The sequence below is a fragment of the Burkholderia sp. AU31652 genome (assembly GCF_002223155.1).
Taxonomy (GTDB): Bacteria; Pseudomonadota; Gammaproteobacteria; order Burkholderiales; family Burkholderiaceae; genus Burkholderia.
This window is the reverse complement of the sequence record NZ_NKFG01000004.1, coordinates 127,650-143,900: the sequence shown is the minus strand read 5'-3', so window position 1 is coordinate 143,900 and position 16,251 is coordinate 127,650. Positions and strand designations below refer to the sequence as shown.

General features: G+C 66.3%; 17 protein-coding genes. 7 read left to right on the top strand and 10 right to left on the bottom strand.

The window, feature by feature from the left end; genetic code table 11:
• Positions 1–121 precede the first annotated feature (121 nt).
• From CFB40_RS13005 to CFB40_RS12985, 5 genes are all read right to left on the bottom strand, one after another.
• Positions 122–1,003 carry a PhzF family phenazine biosynthesis protein gene (locus tag CFB40_RS13005; protein ID WP_089431549.1) on the bottom strand — a complete coding sequence of 294 codons (882 nt, stop codon included), beginning with the start codon at positions 1,001–1,003 and terminating at the stop codon, positions 122–124.
• Positions 1,004–1,016: 13 nt separating this feature from the next.
• On the bottom strand, positions 1,017–1,475 hold the full coding sequence (locus tag CFB40_RS13000; protein ID WP_011352811.1) for a RidA family protein: 459 nt from the start codon (positions 1,473–1,475) through the stop codon (positions 1,017–1,019).
• 42 nt (positions 1,476–1,517) lie between these two features.
• The gene (locus CFB40_RS12995; RefSeq protein WP_047852437.1) at positions 1,518–2,699 is read right to left on the bottom strand and encodes an aminotransferase-like domain-containing protein; all 1,182 of its coding nucleotides are present in this window, start codon (positions 2,697–2,699) and stop codon (positions 1,518–1,520) included.
• A 151-nt stretch (positions 2,700–2,850) separates the two neighbouring features.
• Entirely contained in the window at positions 2,851–3,759 is a 909-nt protein-coding gene (locus CFB40_RS12990; RefSeq protein WP_089426049.1) for a DMT family transporter, read from the bottom strand.
• A gap of 57 nt (positions 3,760–3,816) precedes the next feature.
• Positions 3,817–4,509 carry a VOC family protein gene (locus CFB40_RS12985; RefSeq protein WP_089431547.1) on the bottom strand — a complete coding sequence of 231 codons (693 nt, stop codon included), beginning with the start codon at positions 4,507–4,509 and terminating at the stop codon, positions 3,817–3,819.
• Between the two features lie 230 nt (positions 4,510–4,739).
• Between CFB40_RS12985 and CFB40_RS12980 the strand changes: the two genes are divergently transcribed.
• The 4 genes from CFB40_RS12980 to CFB40_RS12965 all read left to right on the top strand — a co-directional run bounded on the left by CFB40_RS12980 (position 4,740) and on the right by CFB40_RS12965 (position 9,338).
• Entirely contained in the window at positions 4,740–6,200 is a 1,461-nt protein-coding gene (locus CFB40_RS12980) for an aminotransferase-like domain-containing protein (RefSeq protein WP_089426047.1), read from the top strand.
• Between the two features lie 158 nt (positions 6,201–6,358).
• Positions 6,359–8,257 (top strand): molecular chaperone HtpG, encoded by a 1,899-nt coding sequence (gene htpG / locus CFB40_RS12975; protein ID WP_089426046.1) that lies wholly within the window; start codon positions 6,359–6,361, stop codon positions 8,255–8,257.
• A gap of 8 nt (positions 8,258–8,265) precedes the next feature.
• Positions 8,266–8,862 carry a chorismate--pyruvate lyase family protein gene (locus CFB40_RS12970; protein ID WP_089426045.1) on the top strand — a complete coding sequence of 199 codons (597 nt, stop codon included), beginning with the start codon at positions 8,266–8,268 and terminating at the stop codon, positions 8,860–8,862.
• Positions 8,862–9,338: a DNA-deoxyinosine glycosylase gene (locus CFB40_RS12965; RefSeq protein WP_089431546.1), complete on the top strand. Its 477-nt coding sequence runs from the start codon at positions 8,862–8,864 to the stop codon at positions 9,336–9,338. The genes CFB40_RS12970 and CFB40_RS12965 overlap by 1 nt, the downstream gene beginning before the upstream one ends.
• 19 nt (positions 9,339–9,357) lie before the next feature.
• Here the strand turns inward: CFB40_RS12965 and CFB40_RS12960 are convergent, their stop codons facing one another.
• Both CFB40_RS12960 and CFB40_RS12955 read right to left on the bottom strand, forming a co-directional pair.
• The gene (locus CFB40_RS12960; RefSeq protein ID WP_089431544.1) at positions 9,358–9,612 is read right to left on the bottom strand and encodes a hypothetical protein; all 255 of its coding nucleotides are present in this window, start codon (positions 9,610–9,612) and stop codon (positions 9,358–9,360) included.
• A 41-nt stretch (positions 9,613–9,653) separates the two neighbouring features.
• Positions 9,654–9,932 (bottom strand): YlcI/YnfO family protein, encoded by a 279-nt coding sequence (locus tag CFB40_RS12955; protein ID WP_089431542.1) that lies wholly within the window; start codon positions 9,930–9,932, stop codon positions 9,654–9,656.
• A gap of 169 nt (positions 9,933–10,101) precedes the next feature.
• Here CFB40_RS12955 and CFB40_RS12950 point away from each other — a divergent pair, with 169 nt between their 5' ends.
• The 3 genes from CFB40_RS12950 (at position 10,102) to mctP (ending at position 13,006) form a co-directional block, all read left to right on the top strand.
• Entirely contained in the window at positions 10,102–11,019 is a 918-nt protein-coding gene (locus tag CFB40_RS12950) for a spermidine synthase (protein WP_089431541.1), read from the top strand.
• Positions 11,020–11,216: 197 nt separating this feature from the next.
• Positions 11,217–11,459: a DUF3311 domain-containing protein gene (locus CFB40_RS12945; RefSeq protein ID WP_011352801.1), complete on the top strand. Its 243-nt coding sequence runs from the start codon at positions 11,217–11,219 to the stop codon at positions 11,457–11,459.
• Positions 11,456–13,006 carry a monocarboxylate uptake permease MctP gene (gene mctP / locus CFB40_RS12940; RefSeq protein WP_089426038.1) on the top strand — a complete coding sequence of 517 codons (1,551 nt, stop codon included), beginning with the start codon at positions 11,456–11,458 and terminating at the stop codon, positions 13,004–13,006. Before CFB40_RS12945 ends, mctP begins: the two co-directional genes overlap by 4 nt.
• A gap of 78 nt (positions 13,007–13,084) precedes the next feature.
• Here the strand turns inward: mctP and CFB40_RS12935 are convergent.
• From CFB40_RS12935 to tal, 3 genes are all read right to left on the bottom strand, one after another.
• Positions 13,085–14,445 (bottom strand): IS3-like element ISBam1 family transposase gene (locus CFB40_RS12935; protein ID WP_089425429.1). Its coding sequence is split into 2 segments (ribosomal slippage): positions 13,085–13,986 and positions 13,986–14,445, totalling 1,362 coding nucleotides; the frame shifts between segments, so codons are not numbered across the junction.
• Between the two features lie 80 nt (positions 14,446–14,525).
• Positions 14,526–14,981 (bottom strand): VOC family protein, encoded by a 456-nt coding sequence (locus CFB40_RS12930; RefSeq protein ID WP_089426037.1) that lies wholly within the window; start codon positions 14,979–14,981, stop codon positions 14,526–14,528.
• A 252-nt stretch (positions 14,982–15,233) separates the two neighbouring features.
• Positions 15,234–16,187 (bottom strand): transaldolase, encoded by a 954-nt coding sequence (tal, locus tag CFB40_RS12925; RefSeq protein ID WP_089431539.1) that lies wholly within the window; start codon positions 16,185–16,187, stop codon positions 15,234–15,236.
• Positions 16,188–16,251 lie beyond the last annotated feature (64 nt).

Here is a 16,251-nt window from a genome sequence, read left to right as displayed (position 1 = left end):
CATGGACAGACCTCCGAAACAACGGATTAGGCCCGATATTACTGGTTGGAACGTTTTTGCGATAGTTGGGCGAATCGTAGGGGGCGCCGGACGGGCCGGCGCCATCGCACATCGCGAAATGTCAGGCGGGTGACAGGAAAGTGCCGTCGACGACGGTGACGACCTGGCCGCCGATCCACGTGGTGCCGTCTTCGTCATAGCTGACGAAGATGCGGCCGTCGCGGCCGATCGCCGTACCCTGGCGGGCCGTATACGACTGGCCGGGGCGGCGTTCCTGCCGCGTCAGCAGCCCGGCGAGCGCGGCGTTCGCGCTGCCGGTGACGGGATCCTCTCCGAAGCCGAAATTGCCGCCCGTCATCAGGCAGCGGACTTCGAACGTCGCGGGGCCGCCTTCCGCGTGCGGCGCGTAGACGGCGACGCCGTCCATGCCGTAGCGGTGCGTGAGCGCCGCCAGCGCGGCCGGATCGGGCGTCAGGCCGATACAGGCATCGGCCGACTTCAGCCGCACGACCAGCCATGGCGCGCCGTTGTCGACCGCGCACGGTTCGGCATCCGGATCGAGCGCGTCGCTGCGCAACGCGGCAGCCAGCGCCGCGTAGTCCGAGCGGTCGAGCGGCGTGACGCGTGCCGGCGGCGCGGCGAACGCCCAGCCGTCGGCCTGCTCGCGCAGCGCGACCCGGCCGACCCCGCACTGCTGGATCAGCCGGCCCGGCGTGCGCGGCCGCGCGCCGCTTTCCAGGAACGCATGCGCAGTGCCCAGCGTCGGGTGGCCGGCGAACGGCAGTTCGCCCTCCGTCGTGAAGATCCGGACGCGGTAGTCGGCTTCCGGATCGGTCGGCGTGCAGAGGAACGTCGTTTCCGACAGGTTCGTCCAGCGGGCGATCGCGAGCATGTCGTCGTCGCCGAGCGAATCGGCGTCGAACACCACGGCGAGCGCGTTGCCCTTGAACGGTACCGACGTGAATACGTCGACCTGCTTGAAACGGACGAGACGGCCGGGCATCGGGCTGCGTTCGTTACGCAACTTCGGCGATCAGCTCGATCTCGACGCACGCGCCGAGCGGGATCTGCGCGACGCCGAACGCCGAGCGCGCGTGCTTGCCGGCGTCGCCGAACACTTCCGCGATCAGTTCCGACGCGCCGTTCGTCACGACGTGCTGTTCGGTGAAGTCGAGCGTCGAGTTGACGAGGCTCATCAGCTTGACGATGCGCGTGACCTTGTTCAGGTCGCCGGTGTGCGCGTGCAGCGTCGCGAGCAGGTCGATCGCGATCGAGCGGGCGGCGGCCTTGCCGTCTTCCGTCTGCAGATCCGCGCCGAGCTTGCCGGCCCAGACCTTGCCGTCCTTCTTCGCGATGTGGCCCGACAGGAACACCGTGTTGCCGGTTTGCGCGCTCATCACGTAGGCGGCGGCCGGTGCGCCGGCGGTCGGGAGCTCGATGCCGAGCGACTTCAGCTTGTCGTAGACGTTAGCCATGGATTCGATTCCTCGTAGAGAGTCGTGACAGGAAAAAGGGGATCAGAGACGCTCGCGCAGCAGCTTGCCGAGGCGCGCGACGCCTTCCTCGATCTTCTCGGGCGGCACCGTCACGAACGACAGGCGCAGCGTGTTCTGCTGTGCGTTGTCCGCGAAGAACGGCGCGCCCGGCACGAACGCGACGTGGTTGTCGACGGCCGTGGCGAGCAGCTTCATGCTGTCGATCTGCGCGGGCAGGTTCACCCAGATGAACATCCCGCCTTCCGGGCGGTTCCACGTGACGCCTTCCGGCATGTGGCGCTCGAGCGCGCCGAGCATCGCGTCGCACTGCGCGCTGTACAGCTCGCGGATCGTCGGGATGTGCTCGTCGAGGAAGCCGTCCTTGATCACTTCGTGCGCGATGCGCTGCGTGAGCGTCGGCGTGTGCAGGTCGGTGGCCTGCTTGGCCTGCACGAGCTTGAAGTGGAGTTCCTCGGGCGCAATGATGTAGCCGATCCGCAGGCCCGGTGCGAGCACCTTCGAGAACGTGCCGAGGTGCACGATGTGATCGGGCGCCATCGACAGCATCGTCGGCAGCGGCTCGCCGCGATAGTTCAGCGCGCCGTACGGATCGTCTTCCAGCACCGGGAACGGGCTCGACTGCGCGAACGCGGCGAGCGCGCGGCGGCGCTCGACGGGCAGGCGGCGGCCGGTCGGGTTCTGGAAGTTCGGCTGCGCGTACAGCAGGCGCGCGCCTTGCGTGAGTTCGGGCGTGAGGCCGTCCGGCAGCAGGCCCTGCTCGTCGGTCGGCACCTGCACGTAGCGCGGCTCGTACAGCGAGAACGACTGCAGCGCGCCGAGGTAGGTCGGGGTTTCGACGAGGATCGGGCTGCCCGGATCGACGAGCGCCTTGCCGAGCAAGTCGAGCGCCTGCTGCGAGCCGGTCGTGATCAGCACCTGCGACACGCGCACGCTGTAGCGCTCGGCGATCCATTCGCGCAGCGGCAGGTAGCCTTCGGTCGCGCTGTACTGGAGCGCGGCGGCCGGCGCGTCGCGCAGCACGCGATCGGCGGCGGCGCGCATGCGCTCGGCCGGGAACGTGGCAGGGGCGGGCAGGCCGCCGGCGAACGAGATGACCTCGGGGCGTTCCGTGACCTTCAGGATTTCGCGGATGGCAGAGCTCGTCAGCTTGCGTGCGCGTTCGGAAAGCTGCCAGTGCGGCGGATGCAGGTCGCTCGGATTCATAGTCTCCTCGTTCGGATATCGTGGTCAGTCAAGAAAGGTCGTTCGGGCAAATCGCTTCGACGCCGCCGGGTGGGCGGGCACGAGCGCGATCGAGCCTTCGCGGCCGGGTGGGCAAACCTATCAGGCAAAACGTCCATTATGGCGCAGCTGTTCAGCCGGCGCGAGCCGGTTGCGCGGCGGTGGCGACCGCCGAGCGGCGCCCGAGCACCACGGTGGCGATCACCGCGGCTGCGAACAGCCACGTCGACGGCGTCACCGTTTCGCCGAACAGCAGCGCGGAAAAAGCAATCGTGAAGAAAATCTGCAGCAGTTGCACCTGGCCGACGCGCGCGATGCCGCCCATCGCGAGCCCCGCGTACCACGCGAAAAAGCCGATGAATTGCGAAAAGAGGGTCACGTAGCCGAACGCGAGCCACGTGCGCAGCGCGAGCGGGCCCGGATGCGCGGCATGCTGCGTCCACGCGAGCCAGCCGACCGGCAGCACGAGGAACGGCGCGGACACGACGAGCGCCCAGCAGATCACCTGCCAGCCGCCGATCTGGCGCGCGAGCCGCGCGCCTTCCGCATAACCGAGCGCACCGATGCCGACCGCGACGAGCATCAGCGCGTCGCCGGCCTGCACCGTGCCGCCGCCGTCGCGCAGCGCGAACGCGATCACGAGCGCGCTGCCGGCCACCGCGCTGGCCCAGAACGCCTTCGACGGCCGCTCGTGCGACAGCCAGGCCGCGTACAGCGCGACGAACAGCGGCTGCAGGCCGTTGACCACCGCACCGTGCGACGCCGGAACCGTTTTCATCGCCCATGCGGAGAACACCGGGTACGCGATGATCACGCCGAGCGACGTGATCGCGAGGCTTTTCAGCTGCGCGCGGGTCGGCAGCGGCTCGCGGCGCCACCACAGCAGCAGGCCGGCCGGCACCGCGGCGGCGAGCGCGCGGCCGAGCCCGTTGAGCAGCGGATGGAGTTCGGCGACGACGATGCGCGTCATCGGCAGCGTCAGGCTGAAGATCATCACGCCGATGAGGCCGAGCAGCATGCCCCGGGTTTCGCGCGAATTCATGAAGTGGGTGTCTCCGTGTTGCCGGTATGGGTGTAGTTCAGCGAGGCGGCAGGGTGTTCAGCGCAGCGTGCGCGCGCCCTGCGGCGTGTCGAATTCGGCGACCAGCGCGGGTGGGCCGTCGGCGGCGTCGAGGTCGAGCAGGTGGGCGGCGCCGAGCCAGTCGAGCTGCTCGCGGAGTGCGTCGGCGCGCGGGTGGGCGCCCTTGAGCGCTTTCAGCGCGACGCCGTCGCCCGGCAGCGATTCGGCCGGGTGGCGCGCGCTGTCCCACTGGATCAGCGACGGCAGGAGGCCGTCGCCCGCGCCTTGCCACGCGGGGAACGTGCCGTCGTCGGGCACGGTGAGGCCCCAGCTCAGGTCGCCGCGCCGCATTGCGACGACCGGCGGGATGCGCGCCGGGTACTGGCTCTGCCACAGCGCGAGCTGGCGCGGACGGTCGACCCGCGCGACCCAGTGCGCGAGAAACGGGCCTTGCGCAAGCCGCGCGTGCATGGCCGGATCGTCGAGCCCGAACAGCCGCGCGCGCGGCGGCTCGGCGTCGGCGTTCGGCGCAGGCGCATCGGGATCGATCGCGATCACTTCGAGGTAGAGCCCGCCCCATACGCCGAACAGCGCATTGTGGGTCCGCATCAGCGGGTGGCGGCCGCCGCCGGCCGGTTCGATGCCGAGCGCGTCGGCGACGTGGCGGACGCCTTCGTCGAGCGTGCGCGCGGCGATCACGAGATGGTCGAGTGTCAGGGAGCGGGCTGGCATGAACGTCGGTCGGGAAGCGAAAGTGTCATGGTGGGCAGGTGATGCGCCGGGCGGTGGCCGGGCCGGCCGGCGTACCGGACGCGATGCGGGCCGGTGGGCGCGGTGCCAGGTGCGGCGGGGCCGGAACGGTGGCCGCACGGCCGCCATTCCGGTCAACTGTAATCGTCGCTACCGGCACAGTAACGGTACAATCGGCGCGATAGCCTTCGGTACAGTTGGAGCTGCCGCCCATGTCCACCGTCCCACTCGCCCAGATTCCCGTGCCGCACGACACGGCCACGCTCACGCTCGTCGACCAGCTTGTCCAGTGGGCGCGACGGCGCATCGACGAACGCGTGTTCCGGCCCGGCATGCGGATGCCGTCGATCCGCAAGCTCGCGCTCGACAAGAGCGTGTCGCGCTTCACCGTCGTCGAGGCGTACGAGCGCCTTGTCGCCCAGGGTTACCTCGACTCGCGGCGCGGCTCGGGCTTCTACGTGCGCGAGCGCACGGCCGCCGGCCCGCAGCCGGCCGACGGCGTCGCACGCGTGGCCGAGGCCGCGCCGGTGCACAACACGATCGACGTCGTCTGGCTGCTGCGCAACATGCTGCACACCGTCAGCCCGGAAAAGGGGCCGGGTCTCGGCTATCTGCCGGGCCGCTGGCTCGACGGCGAACTGATCACCGGCGCGCTGCGCGCGCTCGGGCGCCAGTCCGGCGCGCAGATGCTCGGCTTCGGCACCGCGCAGGGCTTCCTGCCGCTGCGCCAGCAACTGCAGACGCGCCTCGCCGAAGTGGAGATCGGCGCGAAGCCCGAACAGATCGTGCTGGTGTCGGGGATCACGCAGGCGATCGACCTGATCGCGCGGATCTACGTGAAGCCCGGCGATGCGGTGATCGTCGGCGATCCGGCCTGGTTCCAGATGTTCGGGCGCTTCGCGGCGCAGGGCGCGCAGCTCGTCGGGATGCCGTACACGCCGGACGGCCCCGATCTCGACGCGCTCGAAACGCTCGTGCAGATGTGGCGACCGAAGATGCTCGTGATCAATTCGGTGCTGCAGAACCCGACCGGCACGTCGCTGTCGGCTGCGCAGGCGTTCCGGATCCTGAAGCTCGCGGAGGCGTACGACTTCCTCGTCGTCGAGGACGACGTGTACGGCGACCTGTGCCCGCCGAGCTATCCGGCCACGCGCCTCGCGAGCCTCGACCAGTTGAAGCGCGTGATCTACCTCGGCAGCTATTCGAAGACGCTCGCGGCGAACCTGCGGGTCGGCTATGTCGCGTGCGCGCCGGAGATCGCGAAGGCGGTCACCGACCAGAAGATGCTGGTGGGGATGACGACGCCCGAGCTCAACGAGCGCGTGCTTTACAAGATCCTGACCGAAGGGCATTACCGGCGTCACGTCGAGCGGCTGCGCGCGCGGCTCGACGGCGTGCGCGACAAGACCGCGCGGATGCTCGAGCGCACGGGGCTCGGCCTTTTCACGATGCCGGCGGCCGGAATGTTCCTGTGGGCCGACACGGGTGTCGATTCGGACGCGCTCGCGGCGGTCGCGCACGAGGCCGGCTTTTTGCTGACGCCGGGCAGCCTGTTCTCGCCGCAGCAATCGCCGTCCACGTGGATGCGCTTCAACGTCGCGAACTGCGGCGATCCCGCGCTGCCGGCGCTGCTGTCGCGCTACATCGATTCGGCCGTGCGCCGCGCATCGTGAAGCGGCGCGGCACGCCCGCCCTTGAAATCGGGCGTGCCGCCTCCAGATACGCGCGCAAACCGCTAGCGCCAGGCGGTCGCCTTTCACGGGCCGGCCGGCGTCGCGCGCCGGGCGCTCGCGGCACCCCATTCAAGTTCAAGTAAGAGGAAACAGCATCCATGGCACATGAAACGATGAGCTTTCAGGCAGAGGTCAAGCAACTCCTCCACCTGATGATCCATTCGCTCTACAGCAACAAGGAAATCTTCCTGCGCGAACTGGTGTCGAACGCGTCCGACGCGGCCGACAAGCTGCGTTTCGAAGGGCTCGCGGACAACGCGCTGTACGAGAACGATCCGAACCTGCGCATCCGCATCGGCTACGACAAGGCCGCGCGCACGATCACGATCGACGACAACGGCATCGGCATGAGCCGCGACGAAGCGATCGCGAACCTCGGCACGATCGCGCGTTCGGGCACCAAGGAGTTCTTCACGAAGCTGTCGGGCGACCAGCAGAAGGATGCGGCGCTGATCGGCCAGTTCGGCGTCGGTTTCTACTCGGGCTTCATCGTTGCCGACAAGATCACGGTTGAAACGCGTCGCGCGGGCCTGCCGGCGAGCGAAGCCGTGCGCTGGGAAAGCGCGGGCGAGGGCGATTTCACGATCGACGCGATCGAGCGCGCGCAGCGCGGCACGACGATCACGCTGCACCTGCGCGAAGGCGAGGACGACCTGCTGTCGTCGCACCGCCTGAAGTCGATCATCCAGAAGTATTCCGACCACATCGCGCTGCCGATCCTGATGCAGAAGGAAGAATGGGATCAGGAAAAGGGCGAGATGGTCCTGAAGGACGAGGACGAGACCGTCAACCAGGCGAGCGCGCTGTGGACGCGGTCGAAGAGCGACGTCACCGACGAGCAGTACACGCAGTTCTACCAGCACATCGCGCACGACCACCAGGATCCGCTCACGTGGACGCATAACCGCGTCGAGGGCCGCAGCGAATACACGCAACTGCTGTTCGTGCCGTCGCACGCACCGTTCGACCTGTGGAACCGCGACTATCGCGGCGGCCTGAAGCTGTACGTGAAGCGCGTGTTCATCATGGACGACGCCGAGCAGCTGTTGCCGCAATACCTGCGTTTCGTGAAGGGCGTCGTCGATTCGGCCGACCTGCCGCTGAACGTGTCGCGTGAAATCCTGCAGGAAAGCCGCGACGTGAAGGCGATCCGCGAAGGCGTGACGAAGCGCGCGCTGTCGATGCTCGAAGAGCTCGCGAACGCGGAAGAGGATGCCGGCAAGGAGAAGTACAAGACGTTCTGGGGCGCGTTCGGCCAGGTGCTGAAGGAAGGCCTCGGCGAGGATCACGCGAACCGCGAGCGTATCGCGAAGCTGCTGCGCTTCGCGTCGACGCACGGCGACACCGACGCGCAGGACGTGTCGCTCGCCGACTACGTGTCGCGCATGAAGCCCGAGCAGAGCAAGATCTACTACGTGACTGCCGATACGTGGCAGGCCGCGAAGAACAGCCCGCATCTGGAAGTGTTCCGCAAGAAGGGCGTCGAGGTGCTGCTGCTGACCGACCGCGTCGACGAATGGATGCTGTCGTTCCTGCACGAATTCGACGGCAAGCCGCTCGCGAGCGTGGCCCGTGGCGATCTCGACCTCGGCGAGCTGAACGACGAGGAGAAGAAGGCGCAGGAGCAGGCGGGCGAGGCGATCAAGCCGGTCGTCGAGAAGATGAAGGAAGCGCTCGGCGACAAGGTGAAGGAAGTGCGCGTCACGTTCCGCCTGACCGATTCGCCGTCGTGCCTCGTCGCGGACGACAACGACATGAGCGGCTACCTGCAGCGCATGCTGAAGGCGGCCGGCCAGAACGCGCCGGCGATGCAGCCGATCCTCGAGATCAACCCGGAGCACGCGCTCGTGAAGCAGCTGAACGCCGACAGCGCCGATTTCGGCGACTGGTGCCATCTGTTGTTCGATCAGGCGCTGCTCGCCGAAGGCGGCATGCTCGACGATCCGGCAAGCTTCGTGAAGCGGACCAACGCGCTGCTGCTGTCGCGCGCCGCGTGAACGCACGCATGCGATTCGACGGCGGTCAGGCCGGCTGGCGCGAGACGCCTCGGCCTGGCTGCACGCTCGATCAGCGTGACTGGCTGACGCGCGGCGGATCGCTGACCGCGCACCTCGCGCGGCTCGGCCGCGTGAACGTGCGCGTGACGCGCGAGGCCGTCGACTGCCCGTGGTTCGACGAGCCGGACGCGCTCGCCAGTGCGCCGCGCGCGCCGATGTGGGTGCGCGAGGTGATCCTGTCGGTCGACGGCACGCCGTTCGTCGCCGCGCACAGCATCGCGCCGCTCGCGGCCAGCAAGGGCGTGTGGCAGGCGATGCGGCGGCTGCGCACGCGTCCGCTGGCGGAGCTGCTGTACAGCGATCCGCAGGTCGAGCGTTCGGCGCTCGTCAGCCGGCGCGTGATCGCCGGCCATCCGCTGTATGCGCTGGCGAGCCACGCGCTTGGCGCGGCGCGTGCGCCGCATTCGTTCGCCGCGCGGCGCTCGGTGTTCCAGCGTCACGGCAAGCCGTTGATGGTCACCGAGTGCATGCTGCCGGCGCTGTGGCGCCATCTCGATGCGCACGGCGACGGGCCGCGCTCGGGCGGGCCGGACGGAGGCGCGTGATGTTGCGGGGTTTTCCGCCGGTCGTCGCGGCGAATACGCACACGATGATCCTCGGCAGTTTTCCGGGCGAGGCGTCGCTCGATGCCGCGCAGTATTACGCGCATCCGCGCAACCAGTTCTGGCGGTTGCTCGGCACTGTGCTCGGCGAGCACGGGCTGCACGAGTTCGCGTACGACGCGCGGCTCGAGCGTGTGCTGTCGCACGGGATCGGAATCTGGGATGTATTGGCCGCGTGCCATCGTGAGGGCAGCCTCGATTCGGCGATCCGGCATGCGAAGCCGAACGATTTCGCGTCGTTGCGCGAGCATGCGCCGTTGCTCAAGCGCGTGTGTTTCAACGGCAAGACGGCGGGGCGGTTCGCGGAGGTGATCGGCGCGGCGGGGTACGACACGCTCGTGCTGCCTTCGTCGAGCCCGGCGAATGCGATGCTGACGTTCGAGCAGAAGCTTGCGCAGTGGCACGGGATTCGTGCCTGACGAATGGACGGATCGTCGCTTATTCGTCCTTGCCCCAGCGCCATTTCGGTTTTTCGCCTTTCAGCCAGCACACGATCGTGAGCGCGGCCACCAGCACCACGATGCAAGCCGCGAACGCCAGCGGTGACTGGGCGGGCGGCACGTGCGTCGCAACCACGACGATCCCGATCACGAAGAGCAGCAGGACGACCCAGCCCTGCCACGCGACCGGCAACCCCCAGCCCCAGCCGTAGCGTTTCGCCGGAAACCAGATCGTCTTGTGGTGCGAGGCCATGTGGCTCCTCGTTGTCTGATGATTGTTACGTTGACTTTTTGTTAGCGAGCGTGTCGCTGGCGGGCACTCATCGTATCGAGCAGGCGTTCCAGCCGTGCGAGCGCGTCGGATGACGAAACGTACTCGCCCGTGCGTCGCGCCTCGTCGCGCGATGCCATGCCGCGTGCGATGAACGCGCTTTGAAGCCGGCGACGCGCGATGCCGTCGCGGATTGATTGCTCGACGAAGCTCGACAGCGTTTCGCCGTCACGCAGGACGCGTTCGGCAACGGTGAGCAGTTCGGGTTCGATGGGGATGGGCTGAGAAACGGTGGTCTTCATCGGGCGACTTCCACGAACACGATTTCAATGCATTGTCGTCCACGCGCAGCGATTGTGCACGTGACAGGCCAACGGACGCAGTGGCGGATCGGTGTCCGACAGCGACTATCGTCCCGCCAATGCTATCCTCTCGTCCGCTAAAACCAGCTTCACCCAGCGAGATTCACACATGACCCGACTGATCAAGCGCGCGTCCGCCGAGGCGCGCGCGTCCAAGCGCAGCAAGCCGTCCGCGTACAACGGCTCCGAAAAACTCCAGCCGCCGCGCGTGAAGCGCCGCCCGGACATCGACGAGCACGACGACGTGCCCGTGCTCGAAGCCCCGCGCAAGCCGCGCTTCGCGCCCGTCACGTTCTCGGAAGAGGGCGGCGTGCGCTTCCTGCACTTCGGTACCGAATGGGTGCAGGGCGCGATGCGGATTTCGAAGCCGCTGCATATCGAGCTCGAATACGCGCAGCAGATGATGGCGTGGCTGCTGTTCCTCGAAACGCCCGAGCGGATCGTCCAGCTCGGGCTCGGCACCGGCGCGCTGACCAAGTTCTCGCACCGCTTCCTGTCGCACGCGAAGGTCGAGGCCGTCGAGCTGAACCCGGCCGTGATCGTCGCCGCGCGCACGATGTTCGCGCTGCCGCCCGACGATGCACGTCTCGCCGTGCATGAAGCCGACGCCTGGGATTTCGTCAACGATCCGGCCAACCGCGGCACGACGGGCGCGATCCAGATCGACCTGTACGACGCGACCGCGCGCGGCCCCGTGCTCGACAGCGTCGCGTTCTACCGCGCGGTGCGCGGCTGCCTCGCCGACGCGGGCATCGCGACGATCAACCTGTTCGGCGATCATCCGAGCTTCGTGCGCAACATGAAGCACCTGAACGCGGCGTTCGATCACCGCGTGATCGCGCTGCCGGAAGTGCATGACGGCAACCGGATCGCGATCGCGTTCTCGGGCCCCGCGCTCGACGTGTCGTTCGCGCAGCTCGACGAACGCGCGAAGCTGATCGAGGACACGCTGAAGCTGCCCGCGCGCAAGTGGGTGAAAGCTTTGAAAGAAACGACCGGCGCACGCGACACCGCGTTCGCGATCTGACGCCTCATGCACCGGCGGCATGCCGGTGCAACCACGCGACTAGGGGCGGATCACTCGGGTTCGCCCCCGCTTGACCGCGTGCTAGCGGCTCCTATACTGGCGCGAAGCCAGGGGAGCCGCAGCCTACCCGTTTTGCGCTCCTCTCGGCGCCGTACCCGCTCAACAAGATCGATAACCGGGAAAGATGAGGAGACGTCATGGCTCACGATGCCGACGCCAACCGGGCCGCCAAGCGCTGGCTCTGGCTGCTGGTACTGCCGCTGATCGCGATGGTCTGGGTACCGTCGTACAGCAAGATCGAACCGCAATGGTTGGGTTTTCCGTTTTTCTACTGGTACCAGCTGCTTTGGGTCTTCATTAGCGCGGTGATCACCGCGTTCGTGTACTTCAAGACCAAGAACGCGTGGAAGGCGAGCGGCCCGCAGGGAGGTGCACGATGAATCTCGGCGCAACCTTCGTCTTCGTGCTGCTGTTCATCGGTGTCACGATCATCGGTTTCCTGGCCGCGAACTGGCGGCGCGGCGATCTCGCCCATCTCGACGAATGGGGCCTCGGCGGCCGCCGCTTCGGCACGATCGTCACGTGGTTCCTGCTCGGCGGCGACCTCTACACGGCCTACACGTTCGTCGCGGTGCCCGCGCTCGTGTTCGGCGCCGGCGCGATGGGCTTCTTCGCGCTGCCGTACACGATCCTGATCTACCCGTTCGCATTCGTCGTGTTTCCTAAGCTGTGGAGCATCGCGAAGCGGCACGGCTACGTGACGTCCGCCGACTTCGTCAACGCGCGCTACGGCAGCCGGATGCTCGCGCTCGCGATCGCGGTGACGGGCATCGTCGCGACGATGCCGTACATCGCGCTGCAGCTCGTCGGCATCGAGGTGGTGATCGGCGCGCTCGGCTTCGACACGACCGGCTTCGTCGGCGACCTGCCGCTGATCATCGCGTTCGCGATCCTCGCCGCGTACACGTACACGTCGGGCTTGCGCGCGCCGGCGATGATCGCGATCGTCAAGGACATCCTGATCTACATCACGATCGCCGCGGCGGTCATCGTGATCCCGGCGAAGCTCGGCGGCTTCGGGCACATCTTCGCGAGCGTGCCGCCTGCGAAGCTGCTGCTGAAGGCGCCCGACGCGATGAGCCTGAACGGCTACAGCGCGTACGCGACGCTCGCGATCGGCTCGGCGCTCGCGCTGTTCCTGTATCCGCACTCGGTGACGGCGATCCTGTCGTCGTCGTCCGGCAACTCGATCCGTCGCAACATGGCGATGCTGCCCGCGTATTCGTTCGTGCTCGGCCTGCTCGCGCTGCTCGGCTACATGGCGCTCGCATCGGGCGTGAAGGACATGCCGCAGTACGCGCCGTACTTCAAGGCCTTCGGCCCGAACTTCGCGGTGCCCGCGCTGTTCCTCCAGTATTTCCCGTCGTGGTTCGTCGGCGTCGCGTTCGCGGCGATCGGCATCGGCGCGCTGGTGCCGGCGGCCATCATGTCGATCGCGGCCGCGAACCTGTACACGCGCAACATTCACCGCGAGTTCGTGAACCGCAACATGTCGCACGAGCAGGAAACGCATGTCGCGAAGCTCGTGTCGCTGATCGTGAAGGTCGGCGCCGTCGCGTTCATCCTCGGGCTGCCGCTGACCTACGCGATCCAGCTGCAGCTGCTCGGCGGGATCTGGATCATCCAGACGCTGCCGGCGATCGTGCTCGGCCTGTACACGCGCGTGCTCGACCATCGCGGCCTGCTGGCCGGCTGGGCGGCCGGCATCGTGTGCGGCACGTGGATGGCGATCTCGCTGAAGCTGGCCGGATCGATCTTCACGATCCACCTGTTCGGTCTCGCGATTCCCGGCTATGCAGCCGTGTGGTCGCTGATCGTGAACCTGGTGGTGGCGGTGGTGGTGAGCGTGCTGGTGCGCGTGATGGGCATGGCGCACGCGGAGGATCGCACGCGGCCGGAGGACTATCTCGACGTGGTGGAAGGCTGACGCCGCCTGCACGGCCACGCAATGAAAAAGCCCGCCACCGGCTGAACTGACCCCGTAAAGTTGGACGGGTTATGACGGCTAGGGCTGAGAGGGCTGAGTTCTGTATTGCACGGGACTCAGCCCTTTTAGTTTCAGTTTGATGCGGTCGTGATTGTAGTAGTGGATGTAGCTTGCCAAGCCGGTTTGCAGTTCGTCCAGGTTGCGGAACCGATTCAGATGGAAGAACTCGGATTTCAGCGTGCCGAAGAAGCTCTCCATGGCGGCGTTGTCCAGGCAATTCCCTTTACGCGACATGCTTTGCGTGAGCGCTCGTTGCTGCAGTAGGCGGCGATACGCAGGCATCTGGTACTGCCAGCCCTGATCCGAATGCAAGAGAGGCCGCTCGTGTGACTTCAAGCGCGCCAATGCCTTGCGAAGCATTGCGCTGACCATCTCGAACGCCGGGCGCCTCGCGGTTTCATAAGCAATGATCTCGCCGTTGTACAGATCGAGCACTGGTGACAGGTACAGCTTCTGGCCACCCACGTTGAATTCCGTGACATCCGTTACCCACTTCTCATTCGGACGCTTTGCGTAGAACCGACGCTGTAAAACATGAGGTGCAACACGTCCGACGCTACCTTTGTAGGAGCGGTATTTCTTCGGGCGCACACAAGACTTCAGCCGCAACTCACCCATCAGACGCGCCACAGTCTTGTGGTTAATCACCTGTCCCAGATTACGTAGAGCGAGCGTGATGCGTCGATAGCCGTAGCGGCCCTTGTGCCGTTCGAACAGCGAGCAGATTCTTGCCCTTGTATCGGCATACTTGTCGGCTGCTCCGAGCAATTTCTGATGATAGTAGAACGTGCTGCGCGCCAAGCCGGCAACCTTCAACAAGCCCGCAAGCGGATATTGCTGCCTTAGCTCGAGCACGATTTGCGCTTTTTGCGTTGCGCTGATCGCTGCTGCGCTTGAGCCAAGGCTTCGAGCTTTTTTAAGTACGCGTTCTCCATGCGCAGGAAGTTCAACTCGTCGAGTAGTTCCTGTCGGGAGCGCGTATCGTCCTCGGGTAGCGGCGGTGGCGTGAGCGGTGGCTTGGGCATCTTCCTGGGGCGCCCCCGCTGGCGCGGCGACAGTGCGTCTATACCGCCTTCATCATACTGGCGTTTCCACTGGCCGATGGCCGTACGGTTCCTAATGTTGAAGCGTGCAGCCGTCTCACGCGCTGACAACCCTTCGCTACGCATTTGCTGCAGTACAAGCAACTTGAACTCTGCGCTGTAGCGCTCGCACTTCTTCTTCAAGCCTGCCGGACCATGTATGCGATGGGCCGCCACCCACTTGCGGATCGTCGCCTCATCGACGCCGTGGCGCTTGGACATCTCACGGAACCCAGCGTGGCCGGACTCGTACTCCTCTGCAATGGATACCTTGAACTGCTCCGTGTACTTGCTCATGAAAAACACCCCAAAGGTTGGATCGATGTCCAACTTTTGGGGTGCAGTTCACGGCAAGGTGGCGGGCTTTGCTTTTCGCGTTATCCCTGCGCGCGCTCTGCGAGGTTCTCGCGCTGCGACAGATCCTCGACGTTGACCATCCAGTGCACGCCGAAACGATCCTTCGCCATCCCGAAGCCGAGCGCCCAGAACGTCTTGCCGAACGGCATCGTCACTTCGCCGCCGTCGGCGAGCGCATTGAACAGCTTCTGGCCTTCCTCGACCGTCGCCGGGTTCAGCGACAGCGAATAGCCGGCGTGCACGCCGCCGCCGGGCTGGCTGCAGTCGCCGTCCGAGCACATGATCATCGACTCGCCGATCGTGAAGCTCGCGTGCATCACCTTGTCGGCCATCTCCGGCGTCATCGGATAGTCGGGATTCGGCGGCGCGTCCTTGAAGTGCATCTTGAACATCGTCTTCGCCCCGAGTGCCTTTTCGTAGAACTGAAGGGCTTCGTCGGCGCGACCGTAGAACGTCAGGTACGGTTGGACTTGCATCGTTGTCTCCTGTATTGAGGGGGCCGGCCTACGCTTCTGCGCGGGTTCGGCGTCGTACAAGACTGACTGGGAAAGGGGGCCTCGGGAGGCGGCCGACGCACCCGTGACGTGGATTGTAGTGCGCGTGCTTGACGATGGAATGAAAAATAAAAACGGCCGCGAACATGACGTTCGCGGCCGTGTGCGGCGTGCGTGCTGACGGCTGTTGCCAGTGTTGCTGACAGCCGCTGACGCTTGTCGCGGCTCAGTGGCTCAGCGCAGCGAGTCGATCAGTTTCTCGAGCTTCACCGCATCGGCGGCGAATACGCGGATGCCTTCGGCGAGCTTTTCGGTCGCCATCGCGTCGTCGTTCAGCTGGAAGCGGAACGCGGCCTCGTCGATCGCGACACGCTCGGACGGCTTGTCCTGCAGCGCTTCCGGCGACAGCTTGCGCGCGACCGTCTCGTTGCTGTCCTGCAGCTTCTGCAGCAAATCGGGACTGATCGTCAGCAGGTCGCAGCCGGCCAGTTCGGTGATCTGGCTGGTCGTGCGGAAGCTCGCGCCCATCACTTCGGTCGTGTAGCCGAACGTCTTGTAGTACGTGTAGATGCGGCGCACCGACTGCACGCCCGGATCGTTCGCGCCGCCGTCCTTCTCTTCATTCCACTCGGCGCCGGCCTGCTTCTTGTACCAGTCGTAGATGCGGCCGACGAACGGCGAGATCAGCTGCGCACCGGCTTCCGCGCATGCAGCGGCCTGCACGAGCGAGAAAAGCAGGGTCATGTTGCACTTGATCCCTTCCTTCTGCAGCACCTCGGCCGCGCGGATGCCTTCCCACGTCGACGCGAGCTTGATCAGGATGCGTTCGCGGCCGATGCCGGCTGCTTCGTACAGCTTGATGAGCTCGCGGCCCTTGTCGATCGAGCGCTGCGTGTCGAACGACAAACGTGCGTCGACCTCGGTCGACACGCGGCCCGGGATCAGCTTCAGGATCTCGGTGCCGAATGCGATCAGCAGGCGGTCGATGATGAAATCGGTGCTTTCGTTGCGATGATCGCGGACGGTTTTCTCGAGGATCGGCTTGTACGCATCCTTCTGGACGGCCTTCAGGATCAGCGACGGGTTCGTGGTCGCGTCCTGCGGCTGGTATTGCGCAAGCTGCTGGAAATCGCCCGTGTCGGCGACGACGGTCGTGTACTGCTTCAGCTGGTCGAGTGCGGTAGTCATGGCGATTCGGAAGAAGGGCGCAAGGCGCCGGGTTCTCACGGGCCGCGCGAACGCGGCGGCGAAG

Excerpts from the sequence above, each read along its gene's own strand:
- CFB40_RS13005 (WP_089431549.1), bottom strand. The coding sequence starts at position 1,003 with ATGCCCGGCCGTCTCGTCCGTTTCAAGCAGGTCGACGTATTCACGTCG.
- CFB40_RS13000 (WP_011352811.1), bottom strand. The coding sequence starts at position 1,475 with ATGGCTAACGTCTACGACAAGCTGAAGTCGCTCGGCATCGAGCTCCCG.
- CFB40_RS12995 (WP_047852437.1), bottom strand. The coding sequence starts at position 2,699 with ATGAATCCGAGCGACCTGCATCCGCCGCACTGGCAGCTTTCCGAACGC.
- CFB40_RS12990 (WP_089426049.1), bottom strand. The coding sequence starts at position 3,759 with ATGAATTCGCGCGAAACCCGGGGCATGCTGCTCGGCCTCATCGGCGTG.
- CFB40_RS12985 (WP_089431547.1), bottom strand. The coding sequence starts at position 4,509 with ATGCCAGCCCGCTCCCTGACACTCGACCATCTCGTGATCGCCGCGCGC.
- CFB40_RS12980 (WP_089426047.1), top strand. The coding sequence starts at position 4,740 with ATGTCCACCGTCCCACTCGCCCAGATTCCCGTGCCGCACGACACGGCC.
- htpG (WP_089426046.1), top strand. The coding sequence starts at position 6,359 with ATGGCACATGAAACGATGAGCTTTCAGGCAGAGGTCAAGCAACTCCTC.
- CFB40_RS12970 (WP_089426045.1), top strand. The coding sequence starts at position 8,266 with ATGCGATTCGACGGCGGTCAGGCCGGCTGGCGCGAGACGCCTCGGCCT.
- CFB40_RS12965 (WP_089431546.1), top strand. The coding sequence starts at position 8,862 with ATGTTGCGGGGTTTTCCGCCGGTCGTCGCGGCGAATACGCACACGATG.
- CFB40_RS12960 (WP_089431544.1), bottom strand. The coding sequence starts at position 9,612 with ATGGCCTCGCACCACAAGACGATCTGGTTTCCGGCGAAACGCTACGGC.
- CFB40_RS12955 (WP_089431542.1), bottom strand. The coding sequence starts at position 9,932 with ATGAAGACCACCGTTTCTCAGCCCATCCCCATCGAACCCGAACTGCTC.
- CFB40_RS12950 (WP_089431541.1), top strand. The coding sequence starts at position 10,102 with ATGACCCGACTGATCAAGCGCGCGTCCGCCGAGGCGCGCGCGTCCAAG.
- CFB40_RS12945 (WP_011352801.1), top strand. The coding sequence starts at position 11,217 with ATGGCTCACGATGCCGACGCCAACCGGGCCGCCAAGCGCTGGCTCTGG.
- mctP (WP_089426038.1), top strand. The coding sequence starts at position 11,456 with ATGAATCTCGGCGCAACCTTCGTCTTCGTGCTGCTGTTCATCGGTGTC.
- CFB40_RS12930 (WP_089426037.1), bottom strand. The coding sequence starts at position 14,981 with ATGCAAGTCCAACCGTACCTGACGTTCTACGGTCGCGCCGACGAAGCC.
- tal (WP_089431539.1), bottom strand. The coding sequence starts at position 16,187 with ATGACTACCGCACTCGACCAGCTGAAGCAGTACACGACCGTCGTCGCC.